Raw genomic sequence first — 13356 nt, forward strand, 5'->3', positions numbered from 1 at the left:
AGCTCAGCATGACACTGCTAATACCAAGAGCTAAAAAACTTATACATTATTCTGTCATTTTGCATCCTCTAAAGCCTGGATTCCTGCGGAATGACACAATGGAAACAGAGGTATATTGTTATAATACTATCCATTTGATAGGAATCTGAAGACTCCCAAATTACTAATTGGTTTTTTTAAATCAGAACTTGTCGCCCTATAACTAATAGAATCAATATACCCTGGAACCCGAAGTCCGAATTATTCACGGGCTATCATTTTAAGCTCATAAATAGCTTATCAAATATAAAAACTTACCAGTCCTAAGAAAAGTATTTAAAGAGCAGGAATCTGTCTTATTTTAATCCAGAAGAAATAAAAAAACCGCCTCTATTAAAGAAACGGTTCAAATTTTATGATATTGTGATTGTAAAGGTTATCTAAGAAAGTTTAGTTTGCTCCTATGGTAAATACGATCTGTGCACTATAAGTGGCTGCAGGAATTGTAACAGAAACACCACCTATCTCCAACTGTACATTAATAGCAGAATAATCTACACTATTGCCTAGCCCTAATAGCCCACTAAAGGTAATTGTTGAAAGTGTTACAGCACTAGCTTGAGGGATTTCTATAAAATTTACATTTCCACCATTAATTGTAGCAGTACAAGCTATACAAAGACCATTGATCTTAGTAGTTCCCCCACTTCTTTTTGCGTAGAGATGGAGATTACTGTTCCAGGTAGCAGGGGTATAATGCATGCTGATTCTGGCACCGGAACTTGAAAGGAGATTAAGGAAAGATCCAGGTAGATTCCCTGATAGCGTTAGTTGGCTAGGATTGTTATAAGTTCCTGTATAGTTTGTTCCCGCTTCAGTAATGGTAGGTACACTTACGGTCCAGTTACTTCCTGCAATATTTATTGTTTGACCTTCAAGGAAACTGCCCATTATTAAAACAATAATGTATATATATTTTTTTAAGAACATTTCTTTTTGAAAATGGCTGTTGATTTTCATTTTTCAGTTTTATTCTGTGATGGTGTAGGTGATGACAACGGCGGTATTGGCTTGAGCCTGTAAATTAGCATAAGTATTGGTAGCTAATGAATGGTAAGTGCGTGACCATTATTGGTACCATTCCCGGTATATGCTCCTCCTATACCACTAATAATGGTAGCAGGGGTAGTGGTAAGAATAATCTGTCCCGATGAAGTGCCTAAGGTTCCTCCTCCTGATCCGGAAGCCGCTGCAGCCTGCACTCTTATATTGACCCCTGGAATTAGTTTATTGATAGATGCTGTAATTCTTCTGGTAAGTCCTCCGGAAGCAATAGCAGAAGTATAATTGATCCATTTTGATGTATTGGGAGTAGGGGCTGTTAAAGCATTTCCAGCTTCTGTAGGAGCTGTAAAATTTAAAGTAAAACTTCCTGTTGGTTCAATATCCATTAATGTTACTACTGGTAATGTCATCGTTACAGTAGTACTGGCAGTAGTCTGGGAATACAAGAAACCAGATACAATAAATGATGCTGTTAATAATATAGAACGGATCAAAATCATTTTTTCTTTTTTATTTCATTATACCCTACCTGTAAGGATTCCTGTTGGTATTTGATTTCTATTTGTTGCTTGACAATATTGATACTTAATTTCTTTGTTTCTGCTGGTTTTAATGTAAATTGAAACTTATCTATCGAAATTTTATACCGCTTATCAAGCCCATTACGGTAAACTTTCACTTTCCAGTCGCCAGGACGAAGATAGGTGAAGTCAAAATCTTCTCCTATGAAGCATATTTTACGATAAGTCTGATCATTGTTTGTAGCTTCTACAATAATACTTTCTTTTTTTTTCTTTCCTTTACTACTCAGTAATTGTTCAATATCCGTTTGATCTTTTTCTCCCTTTTCAAGAAATTGAATATGTCCTTTAACATTGGCTGCCGTTGTTAATCCGAAATTTAAAATATTTTCTTTATTAATAAGAGCAAGCGCCACTGGAAAAGTCTGTGTTGGAATATCATTGATTTCCGTTGTTGAACGGTCTATTTCCAGAAAATAATTACCGGGAATAACATTTTTGAAAAAATAATTCCCTTCTTTATCTGTAGCTGAGAGATAGCTTCCAAGCATTAACCTTATTCCTTCAGTATTTTTTATTCCCAGATTGCTGATATTTCCGGCTAAAGTAACATATTCAGCAGTCTTTTGTACCGGAATATTAGGACGCCATGTATATCGCATGGAGAATATAAAATCCTTATCTCCAATTGCTCCTCTTTGTAAAGAATACCTGCCAGAAAGATCAAGTTCGTTTCCGGGAAATAGCTGTTGGTGGAAAATAAGTTCAAACAAATTTCGGTCTTTAAAATATTCTTCCGGCATATAATTGTTCTGATAAAAAAGGCTTAAGCTGGTCTTATCTGAAAACCGACTGAAGATTCTTGCTCCGTAATAAAAATTTTTCTGATTTTCGAGCTGATATCTTGAGCTGACTGCATAGCTTCCAAATAGATTAAATGAAGTTCTGAATTTTTGAAATGAGAGGTTAGCAGAATAGAAACTTGAATTACCACTAAACCCAGTCAGATAATTATCTGTTTTACCAAACTGTCCATCAATGTTTATCTGAAACACTCCGATCTGCTGATTAATACTGATTTTAAAGAACCGCTCATAATAATCAAACTGTTTAGGTTCTAACCGATCTTTATAGGTTTGATAGCCGTTATTAAGTATAATGAAACCGCTCGGCATATATTTGTACTGTATACCGTATTGGAAATATTTTCTATAGGGTGCTGCGAGTAACAGTGTATCACGCTGGAAATTTTTGGCATCCTGCATGTAGTTGGCAAAAAAACTTAGTTTTTTGGAGATATTGTAAGAAATATTTCCGTTAAAAGTATTCGTATTGGTAAAATAGCCTGCAAAGTCAGGGCTAGCTTTTACATACATTAAACTTGCATTAAATTTTTCAAAAATAGCATCAGCCTGAAGCAAATAAGCTGTTCCATTGTTTTTTTTTGTAGTACTGTAAGCAAGTTCTCCAGAAACATTAATGTTCTTGGATATTTTGAATTTTCCCTTAGTATAAGGAAGGTGTGCATCAGAATCCAGCCTTATATCACTGTATCTATTTTCTCCCGCTCTCGGAGTTTTATAAAGATAGCCAACAGAAAGTTCTGACTCTTTCCTGATTTTAAACGTGGAATACATATTAAACTCATCCTGTATATCCCTGAAAAATCTCGGATGATTATAGAAACCACCCAAAGTTACTTTATTAAAGTCATATCGGATTTCTGCTCCGCGGCCATATCTGGCAAATTCTGTTAAATAAGATGAAGAGTACGTTTTATCACCAAGATGAATGAAAAGTTTATCCCGTTTGTAATTCAGAAAATATTCTTCATATTGGGTGAATGTATTCAATTCTATAGGATTGTGGGTAACCGCCCGGAATTCGACTTGGTTTTTATTGTCTTTATCAAGGGTCCCTTTGCCGTAGATTTCTCCCTGAAAGCCATCATTATAGACTCCCATATTCTGCATTCCGATGAAAGAAAGTGAAACTGCAACAGGAAGTCTGTGATAGAGGTCTTCTTCAGAGGGTTTTACTGATATCACCTGAGTGCTTGCGTAGACACTCTGGTTTTCTTCAGGATTGCCATTTGAATATACAGAAAGGTTGATGTTCTGGAATTCATTTTGCCTGAGATCCGGGCTGGTTACTTTATGTATAGAAATGATTTTCGACTCGTTAGGCTCTAATACTAATGAGGGCTGAGCATCAAGGATAGCATTTTTGCTTTCCAGTGTAATATGCTCTGTTATATTACCATTGTTTTTTAAAAGAAAAGTAGCACGAATGGTTTCTCCTGCTCTTATAAATTCCTGTGAATCCAGAGCTGTAACGGAAAGGTTTCTATTTCCTGAAACTGTTATTTTTGAAATCTTTGTCAAGGTGATACCGTTGTTACGATCTTTAATATTCAGTGTTACGGAATAATTGCCCTGACTTGTTTCTGCTGCAATACGCAAAGGAACCAGATAAACTGATGTTTCATATGGAGCAATCTGTAATTCTCCTTTTGCTAAAATAGGTGTAATAAATGTATTTGAAGTGGTAACTGAAATGTCGTAACTTTTGCTTTCAGCCGAATTATTTTCTAATGTAAAAGGAATAGAAGTAGACATTCCCGGCATTAAACTATCTTTTTTACTGGTCAATGGTTTGGATTGATGTTGTGAAAAAATAAATACCGGGAATAATGATATAACAATAAATAAAGTCCAAGTTCTAATCATTTTTTACTTCTAATTCCACATTGAGTGCAAATGCATTCTCTTCTTCATCCGTAGCTATTATAGAGGCTCTGTATTTGTCCGGAGGTATTTTACTGATATCAATATAAAACGTTTTGGAGGTATCAGGTAGTAGTCCCATCGTTAAACTTGAATAAGTTCCTACTTTTTCACCTGTTTTACGGTTATAGATCTCAATAGCTGCTGTTGGTTTGCAGTAAAGATTACCATTATTGGCTATTGCAACCTTCACCGTCTGCTTGCCCTCCTGTTTTTCTACTTTTACACTTTCAAACTTAAGATCCGGTTTGGCTTTTTCTGTTTCAAAATCGGTAATAACCTGAATGGCATATCGTATCACAGAAGTGATGCTCACTCCCGGTTTACTGTCACTGGGTTTTATATCTTCCACTGGCTCTACAATGATCACACTCCAATAGCTTCCGGGATCTTCTACGTGATTAGGAACAGTAATTTCGTAAAATACCTCTGTCTTTTCTTTACCTTTCAGAGAAACCAGATTGGTATTGAGCTTTATCCATTCTCCGTTAGAGCGTTTATTGGTGCGTAATGCTGTATAATTAATTGTTCCGTCTGCATGATAAGCAAAATCCTGTAAGAATAGTTTTACACTTTGAGGATTGCTGCTTGTGTTTTCAATGGAAACTTTTCCTTTGTAAACCTTCCCGTTTTCTATTTTATAAGAATGCGTAAGCCCGTTGAGAATCACAATGCCGGCATGTAAAAAGCTGAACTGCAAAATCAGGGTGATCAAAAGAAGAATACGCTTTATCATCATGTAAAGTTTGGTGTTAAAATATTAATAATACAAAACCAGGAAGAAACTGAATAACAATTTCTTCTTGCTTTTGAAATACGAATTAGAAATTTATTTACATTCTAATTGTCAGATATTGTATAAGTAACGGTAGCTACTACTGTGGCTGTTGCCTGTAAATCTGCATACGCTGCTACACCTCCGGGGCCGCTTCCGGCAGCAAGGGCATAGGTAAGATTGTGTCCGTTGTTGGCACCGTTTCCTGTGTAAGCACTTCCTATACCTGAAATGATAGTTTGGTCAGCAGCACTTAAAGTCAACAGACCTGCAGATGTACCCAATGTACCCGCTCCAGATCCGGTAGCTGCAGCTGCAGTTACGTGAAGATCAACTCCAGGAACTATGGCATTCATTTTTACACTTACATTACGGGTAGGATCTGCAACAGATTTGATAGAAGAATAATTAAGCCACAAAGTAGTGTTAGAAGCACTTGGAGTAACAGGATTTCCTGCTTCTGTAGGAGCCGTGAACCCAAGTGTGATATTTTTTGTAGCTGCTGGCTCAATATCTACCAATGCAACTTCGGGAATAGAAATTGTGACTGTATGATTGTCTGTATTGGTATCCTGCGCACTCAGGTTCCCAGACAGAGCAAACGCAAATAAAGACATTGCAATAGTTAAATTTAATTTTTTCATGATGCTGATAATTAGTTAAGTGAATATAACAAAATTCAATATAATTTGAAAAAAATATATCATAATTTTTATATTAATGATTATTTGATCAATGTAATTCTTTATATTTGAAATATACTTTAACATAATAAGTCGAAAAAATCCTGCACATTTATGTACAGGATTTTATCAATATTATAGATGTTTTCTATGCCCAGTGCGGATCAGAAACAGATACTTTTCCGGTCTCTATTCTTCCTGCAAAATGCCATAGATGCTCATTGAATTTTAATTTCAAATCATACCAGCCTTTATTTTTATTAAGATCGATGATTATTTTTTCTTCAGATTTTTGTACTGCGATTGTCTTTTTTGTTTTTCCGTAAAGATCTTCCAGCTGTAGGGAAACAGCATTCTTTTTAGGATTTCTGATAATCAGCTCAACCTGATTTTTTGGTGTCATATTCACCAAAATTACTTTCAATTCCGGAATATTCAAGCCTTTAAATTTCCTAAAAAAGCCGTTGGGACCGAAAATTTCGTAATCATAAGCTCCGGAATGCACAGGATGGGATATCTCTTGCTTGGAATATAAAGCATAAGAGAAATGATAATCATTACGATCAAATTGAGTTCTGTCATACACTAAAAGCGGAACTCCATTTTCTTTTAAATTAACCATTTTGATATGTTCCCCTTCTATATTGACATGGAAATGATAAGGAAGCGGATTGGATGGTTTCAAACCTCTTTCCTGAATTTCAAGTAAATTCTCATGAAGTTCATTTTCAGAGTGCCATTTCAGATTGGGAACAGGTTTATTTTTAGCTGCATTAATGGTTTTAGCATAATCTTTCTGATCCAGATAATCCATCTGTGGGACCTTTACACTGGAAGAATTGAATGCAGACGTAAGATCACCGCATATGGCTCTTCTCCAGTCGCTGATATTATCAACATGTACATTCTTCTTGAATTTCTTCATAATGAATTTCTCCAGAAACTGCAGCACAGAAGTATGATCTGATACTTCGGAATTTACAAAACCTCCTTTTGTCCATGGCGAAGCGATGATCATCGGGACTCTGTAACCTAAACCAACAGTTCCTTCTATCTTTTCATAACTTTTTAAAGAAGGATTGCTCATGTATTCCTGAGACTTATCTACATATTCTACTCCTTCTTTTCCGTTCATATCTACAGGCTGGCTTGGATTCACCGGTGGAGCGAAAGGAAGTACATGATCGAAATATCCGTCATTCTCATCGTAATTGATGATAAATATTGTCTTTTTCCATGTTTCAGGATCTTTGGTCAGAATATTTAAAACTTCAGAAATATACCATGCTCCGTACCAAGGTGATCCCGGATGGTCAGAGAAATGTTCCGGCGCTACCAACCAGGAAACAAGCGGCAATTTTTTCTCCTCCACATCTTTACGGAACTGGAACAGTACATCACCTTCCGGAACAACCAGTCTTTCTCCGTTTTCATCTTTTCCGATTTCCAGTTTCCAGTAATCAGGATCATTGGAATTGGTAGTGAAAGCTTTCTCATGAAGGTTTTTTTCTTCTTTTGAAAGTTTGGAATAATTATCCGGATGGTATTTTATCTGATCTTCCTGAACCTCAGCCAGCATCGCTTCCAGTCTTTCTTTCTGATTAGGATTTTTTTCAATCTCCTGTTTCAGGTAAGCAATGATATTGGGAATATTCTGATAATATCCTTTTGAAAACTTCACATTGAATTTTGAAAACCATTCAATCGGATTATCGGTAAAATTACTTAACCATGCCTCCTGTTCGCCAGACATTCCTTTTGGAAGACTGATTTCATTCTGATAAATTCTCCACGAAACATTCTGCTGTTCTAAAATTTCCGGGAAACTTTTCCATTTTGCCTGTCTTGCTTTGTCATAATCAATATTTTCATTCACAACATTGGCTTTTACTTTTCCGTTTTGCTGTTCTCTTAATGTTCCGGACCAAAGGAAAAGTCTGTTTGGAGTAGTTCCGGTAAGGGAAGAGCAGAAATACTGATCGAATATAGTAAATGCATCTGCCAGTTGATAATAAAACGGAAGATCTTCACGATTATAATAGCCTAACGTCAGTGGAATGTTTTTGTAATCTTTATTTCCTGAGGCTTTGGCTTGAAGCCATTGGTCAAATTTACCTTTGTTCAGAGCCTTCTGCTGATCAGCCCATGAATGTGGAAGTGAGCTCATCCATGTTGATTTGGTATTTCTTAAATCCAGACGGGCAGGGGAGGCATATTTTCCCTCCTCATTCTTTTGGAAGAATACAGAATGCCCGTCCTGTTTTACAAAGGCTCTTTTGTCCAGAAATCCTCTTACGCCTTTAAGAGCACCAAAAGCATGGTCAAATGAGCGGTTTTCCTGCATCAGGATTACAACATGTTCTGCATCATAAAAGGTAGACTGTGCAGCCGGATCAATGGCTAAAGCTTTTAAAATGGAAGGATGAAGAACACTTGAAGTTCCTAACCCAGCTAATAAAAGACTTGATTTTTCTAAAAATTCTCTTCTGTTCATGTTCAATCGTAATAAGAAAGAAACCGCAAGTTAATAGGATTTTCCTGCGATTTCTTTGTTTTATATAAAAATAATCAGATTTCTATTGCAACCACCAAGGTTTGGAGTTGATATTATCACTTCCTCCATACTGAGCAGCCAGAGCAGCTTTTAAATTGTTGCTGTTATAGCTGTATTCCGATTGCGGATATCTGAATCTGAAAGGCGCTGCAACTCCTGCTTTCAGAGGATAGTTTGGATATCCAGTTCTCAGATAATCGTAATAAGACGTCCATTGTGCCTGGTGAAACATGGTCATGTATTTTTGAGTCATGATTTTTTCAAGCTGTGTCTGAAGAGAATCTGCATTATTGTAAACTACTAAAGGAGTTGTCAGATATAGATTCACATCAAAGCCTGAGAAATATTGTCCCGGATTTTTACATACGTTTGATAAAAATTGAAACTAGCTTTAATGGCATTGTCATAATGCGTTTTTGCCGATCCGGAAATCCAGCCTCTTGCTGTAGCTTCAGCCAGAATAAACTCAAGTTCCGAATAACTTAACACAGAAGCAGGCTCATTGGTAGGATCTTTATAGAAACGATCGTTTACTTTAGAGATGTTTTTTGCTGTGATCAATGCTGCATTGTCAGAATAAGGTGAGGTAGGGTTTCCTCCGTTGTATCCTGTGTAATCTGTTATGGCTTTTCCTGCTTCTTTAGCTCCTGTAGTCTGCGCTGCAAAAGTGAACAAACGTGGATCATGTCTGTCTTTGAATAGATTAATGAAATAATCTGCCATATACAAACTGGAACCGTATCCGCTGTTGTTAAACATCGTATATCTGCTGTCTGCAGCATCAGCAAACTTAAGCTCACCATTATCTGCAATCGAGGTCATGAGAGACTGGCTCCCTGCAATAGAAGCAAATTCTGTAGCAATATTATAATTTCCTACAGTTGTTTTTTTGGAAAGCGTGATTAAAACCTTCAGACGGAAAGAATTGATCAGTTTTTTCCACTTTAAAGCATCTCCGTTGTACACAATGTCGCCTTCAATTTTATCATTGGTATTGATAAGATCATTGGCTTCTTTTAATTCTGATAAAATTCCGGACATGATAGCTTCCTGAGCATCATATTTTGGTTGTGTAATTCCGGATTCTCCTTTTGCGGCCTCGGAATAAGGAGTGCTTCCCACTTTTAAACTGATATTGAAAAATGATAGGCTCTCAGAAATTTACCAATAGCAGCATAGTTTTTATTATTGATTTTTTCCGCTTCCTGCATCATTTTTCCTGTATTCAGAAGTCCTTTTGTGTAGACTTCGAAAGAGGCATCATTCCATTTCATATACTGATATGAATTTTCACCATCGGTACCAATCATCATTCTTGAAGCGTACATATTATCACCGTTTACCTGAAACGTATATTTTTCCACATAAGTCAGAAGAAATTTAGGATCAATGCTTGCCTGATCATTAGGATTTTCATTGATTTTATCAAGGTTGGATTCACATGAAGCCAATGTCAGAAGTCCGGCAGCAAACATACTCTTCATTAATCTTTTCGCTGTTTTGCCTCTTTGTCCTTTCACTTTGTTTATATTATTTTTCATTGTCTTGACGTACTTTTTAGTTAAAACTTAAGATTAAAACCTATTCCGAACCATCTGCTGGACGGATCCTGAATATCATTCTCTGTTTTTGCCTGGAAATCAGGGTCAGAATAAAGATTCTTTGATTTTTTCCACATCGCCAGGTTATAAGCAGAGATATTGGCGGTGAAACCTTTTACCATTCCTTTCGGATTCAGTAATGAAGAGAAATCATATTCCAGAACTACAGATCTAAGTTTTACGAAAGTTCTGTCGAAAACGTTGGCAAACTCTTCACTTTCATCCTGTGTTACTCTTGCCTGGTATGGATAATTCTGTGCCCAGTCCTGGAAGCTGATTGCTTTGGTGTGTGGAGTATACTGGCCTGTTGCCGGATTGTAATTAACCCCATCCGGTACAAAATAGTATGTTCCTGGATTGGCGTACTCAAGATCTCTGTAAGCTACAGAATTTGGATGTTTTCCTCCCCACCACATTTTTTCCACTACCTGCGATCTCATGACACCACCGATGCTTCCATCAATTCCGATATTTAAAGTAAATTTCTTGTATTTGAATGTATTGTTGAAACCGAAAGTCCAGTCCGGATTGAAATGCCCTAGATTACTTGGTGCATTGGCTCTTGTTGGCATCCCTGTGTTGGCATCCAGAATGACTTTTCCGTCTGGGGATTTTTGCCATGTGTAATCGTAGTAGCTGTCCATTCTTTCGCCCAACTTAATGTTTTTGTAGTTCGGCATATTGTCATAAATGGAAGTCAGCTTTTGTTCGTAAGTACTCCAGTTGATTAAGGTTTTCCAGCTGAAATCAGCAGATTTTACCGGAACTAAACCAAGGGAAACTTCAAATCCTTTGGTGGTATATTCATTTCCGTTTACATATTGTGAAGTAAAACCAGATGATTCCGCAGCCGGGAACTGGAGAATATTATTATAATCTAATGTTCTGAAATAAGTAGCATCTAAAGTAATTCTGTTATTAAGGAAACCTGCGCTTAACCCTAATTCATAAGATTTTGTCTGCTCCGGTTTCAAAGAGTTTTCTACATTCAGAGTCGTTGGATAATAATATGTAGGATTTCCGTTGAATGTAACTCCCTGATTATTCAAATAATAATTTCTGATGGAATAAGGCTGGAAGTCGTACGCTACTTTTGCCCATGAAGCAGATAATTTCAGCATATTGATAGACTCCGGCAATTTTACCAGATTTGAAATAACGGCACTAATGGATGCAGAAGGGTAGAAGTAAGACCTGTTGGCTTTAGGCAATGTGGAAGACCAGTCGTTACGTCCTGAAATATTAATGAAGAAAGCATTATACAAGCCAATATCAATCGTTGAGTAAGCACTGTAAATCAGTTTTTCCTTCAAATAAGAATAATTTTTCAATGCTCCAATAGAATTTTCAAAGGAGTAAACTTCAGGAATTTTTAATCCATCCGTAGATCTTTCATTATTATTGTTTTTATAATAGAAAGCTGAACCTCCGGCATTGATGGTAAAATCAAAGTTTTCAGATATTTTTTTCTTGTAAGTGGCAAGGACATCATAGTTAAGATTCCAGGTTTTATTGTCTTTTAAAATATAACCTCCACTTCTTGGCGCACTATAATTGAAATAAGAATAAGGGCTCAATACTTCCGTTTTGCTGTGGTTTTCCACAAGGGATATTTTCCCTTTTACCGAAAGATCCTGTGTCGCTTTATACTCTAGACCTGTTTGTGCATTGATGATGTTCGTTCTGTTCTGATTTTTATAATACTCAGCCCCGAACCAAGGATTGTTGTACCATGCATAGTTCCAGTTGGCCTGTGCTCTTCCTTCTTTTCCTGGAATCCACATATGGTTTTTCAAGGCTTTTCCGTCTACATCACCTCCCATCCAGATCAGAATGGTGTACATATGTCCGCTTGGGTTGTAATCGTAGTTTGGAATATTAGGGGTAAAAGCTTGGTTGAAATTAAATTTCGTATCAAAGATTAATTTATCTCCAAGGTGGTTTTCAGATGAAAAGTTGATACCATATTTCTGAAGATAAGAATTGGGAACTCTGTCATCATAATTCATGAAGTTTCCGGAGAACCTGTATACATCCTTGTTGTCTCTATAGCTGATCGCAAAGTTATTATTATTGATCACTGCAGGCTTTAAGAAAGTACTTAAGTTATCATGATATTTCCAGTCGATTGGAACTCTTTCGTATCTTGATTTATCATCATACTGAGTTCCTGTCACCGCTCCGTACCACGGAACTACCTGTCCAGTTACTTTATCTCTGATAGGGCTGTTCCACTGGGCAATCTGTAAACCGGGAACAAATTTTGGACCCCAGATCATATCTCCATCATTCACTCCTCCATCAGCTCCATCCCAGAATTCATATTTTCCATGAGAACCATTTCCATACTCGGTTTGAGTTTTCGGAAGATTGGTGAACCCTCCAGTGATCATGGTATTCTGAGAAAATTCTACAGAAAACCCTTTCTTTTTAGCATTTTTTGTGGTGATTAAAACAGCTCCGTAACGACCTCTTGAACCATATAAAGCCGAAGCAGTAGCCCCTTTCAGTACGTTGATGTTTTCAATATTATTAGGATCTAAGTTCTGGAAAACTTCTTTTTCCACAATGACACCGTCAATCACAAAAACCAGATTGGAATTTCCTCTTAAAGTAAACTGTGGAGCCTGCTGCATTCCCGTTGGATTGGAAACATTCAAACCGGCTACCTGTCCGGAGAATAAATTTCCAATGCTTGGTGTAGTAATGGTTTCAAACTGTTTTGTTCCCACTTCCTGAGTAGAATACCCAATTTTTTCTTTCTTCTTAGCAATACCCAGTGCGGTAATTACAACTCCTTCAATCTGCTTTTCGTTGGGCTTTTTTAAAACAATTGAATACTGTTTTTTTGAAGAAACCTCAACGGTATAAACAGAAAAATCAGGAGCAAAAAACTCAAGAATGTCTTTGGGATTTGCAGAAATGGTAAAATTACCATTTTCGTCTGTAGTAGCAGTCTTTCCTGTGTTTTTGTCGGTGATGTTTACACCGGAAACACTAGAACCGTTTTCAGATTTTACATTTCCTGTAATATTGATTTCCTGAGCGGAAAAATAAAGGGGAAGTAAAAAAACGGCAAAAGTGGCTAGAGTCTTCTTCATTTTTTTGAAGGCAAATTTAGCAGAGCACTGTTACCTGTATTTTAATGAAGTATTAAAATAAAAATACGATTTTAATATTTTTTAACAGGAAGAATTAATAGAAAGGTAAAACAAAAGACGTCTTTTGTATAGGGACTTTTGCTTTATTATATGGATATTAATATAAAGAAGGAAGCTGGGAGAGAGAGGCTGGAAGTTATTGTGGTATTGTCAACTTCTTGAAATCCTCCGTAATAAATTTTCTAAGAAAAACTTCCGTCTTATGAAAGAAACAGATTGTGAAAATAGGAC

The 13356-nt window shown here is 36.6% G+C and carries 10 protein-coding genes; all 10 read right to left on the reverse strand.

Annotation, left to right across the window (positions count from 1 at the left end; translation table 11 throughout):
• Positions 1-429: 429 nt before the first annotated feature.
• The gene (locus BOQ62_RS04535; protein WP_129037487.1) at positions 430-999 is read right to left on the reverse strand and encodes a hypothetical protein; all 570 of its coding nucleotides are present in this window, start codon (positions 997-999) and stop codon (positions 430-432) included.
• Between the two features lie 83 nt (positions 1000-1082).
• The gene (locus tag BOQ62_RS04540) at positions 1083-1544 is read right to left on the reverse strand and encodes a hypothetical protein (RefSeq protein WP_228413683.1); all 462 of its coding nucleotides are present in this window, start codon (positions 1542-1544) and stop codon (positions 1083-1085) included.
• Positions 1541-4294, reverse strand: coding sequence for a hypothetical protein (locus BOQ62_RS04545; RefSeq protein ID WP_129037489.1), 2754 nt, complete (start codon positions 4292-4294; stop codon positions 1541-1543). The genes BOQ62_RS04540 and BOQ62_RS04545 overlap by 4 nt, the downstream gene beginning before the upstream one ends.
• Entirely contained in the window at positions 4287-5090 is an 804-nt protein-coding gene (locus BOQ62_RS04550) for a WxL protein host-binding domain-containing protein (RefSeq protein WP_228413685.1), read from the reverse strand. Before BOQ62_RS04550 ends, BOQ62_RS04545 begins: the two co-directional genes overlap by 8 nt.
• A 101-nt stretch (positions 5091-5191) precedes the next feature.
• Positions 5192-5770: a hypothetical protein gene (locus tag BOQ62_RS04555; RefSeq protein ID WP_129037491.1), complete on the reverse strand. Its 579-nt coding sequence runs from the start codon at positions 5768-5770 to the stop codon at positions 5192-5194.
• Between the two features lie 187 nt (positions 5771-5957).
• Positions 5958-8303 carry a phosphocholine-specific phospholipase C gene (locus BOQ62_RS04560; RefSeq protein WP_129037493.1) on the reverse strand — a complete coding sequence of 782 codons (2346 nt, stop codon included), beginning with the start codon at positions 8301-8303 and terminating at the stop codon, positions 5958-5960.
• An 82-nt stretch (positions 8304-8385) separates the two neighbouring features.
• Entirely contained in the window at positions 8386-8691 is a 306-nt protein-coding gene (locus BOQ62_RS23835; protein ID WP_262708302.1) for a SusD/RagB family nutrient-binding outer membrane lipoprotein, read from the reverse strand.
• Positions 8688-9485 (reverse strand): SusD/RagB family nutrient-binding outer membrane lipoprotein, encoded by a 798-nt coding sequence (locus BOQ62_RS04565; RefSeq protein WP_262708303.1) that lies wholly within the window; start codon positions 9483-9485, stop codon positions 8688-8690. The genes BOQ62_RS23835 and BOQ62_RS04565 overlap by 4 nt, the downstream gene beginning before the upstream one ends.
• A 2-nt stretch (positions 9486-9487) precedes the next feature.
• Positions 9488-9904, reverse strand: coding sequence for a hypothetical protein (locus BOQ62_RS22945; RefSeq protein ID WP_228413687.1), 417 nt, complete (start codon positions 9902-9904; stop codon positions 9488-9490).
• A 20-nt stretch (positions 9905-9924) separates the two neighbouring features.
• Complete coding sequence (locus tag BOQ62_RS04570) at positions 9925-13065, reverse strand: SusC/RagA family TonB-linked outer membrane protein (RefSeq protein WP_129037495.1); 3141 nt, start codon at positions 13063-13065, stop codon at positions 9925-9927.
• Between the last annotated feature and the right edge of the window lie 291 nt (positions 13066-13356).

This window comes from Chryseobacterium sp. CH21, assembly GCF_004119445.1.
In the GTDB taxonomy this organism is placed as follows: Bacteria; Bacteroidota; Bacteroidia; order Flavobacteriales; family Weeksellaceae; genus Chryseobacterium.

What these genes read in the sequence shown, in the direction of transcription:
- BOQ62_RS04555 (WP_129037491.1), bottom strand. Translation starts at nt 5,770, where the DNA reads ATGAAAAAATTAAATTTAACTATTGCAATGTCTTTATTTGCGTTTGCT.
- BOQ62_RS04560 (WP_129037493.1), bottom strand. Translation starts at nt 8,303, where the DNA reads ATGAACAGAAGAGAATTTTTAGAAAAATCAAGTCTTTTATTAGCTGGG.
- BOQ62_RS04570 (WP_129037495.1), bottom strand. Translation starts at nt 13,065, where the DNA reads ATGAAGAAGACTCTAGCCACTTTTGCCGTTTTTTTACTTCCCCTTTAT.
- BOQ62_RS04550 (WP_228413685.1), bottom strand. Translation starts at nt 5,090, where the DNA reads ATGATGATAAAGCGTATTCTTCTTTTGATCACCCTGATTTTGCAGTTC.
- BOQ62_RS04545 (WP_129037489.1), bottom strand. Translation starts at nt 4,294, where the DNA reads ATGATTAGAACTTGGACTTTATTTATTGTTATATCATTATTCCCGGTA.
- BOQ62_RS22945 (WP_228413687.1), bottom strand. Translation starts at nt 9,904, where the DNA reads ATGAAAAATAATATAAACAAAGTGAAAGGACAAAGAGGCAAAACAGCG.
- BOQ62_RS04540 (WP_228413683.1), bottom strand. Translation starts at nt 1,544, where the DNA reads ATGATTTTGATCCGTTCTATATTATTAACAGCATCATTTATTGTATCT.
- BOQ62_RS04535 (WP_129037487.1), bottom strand. Translation starts at nt 999, where the DNA reads ATGAAAATCAACAGCCATTTTCAAAAAGAAATGTTCTTAAAAAAATAT.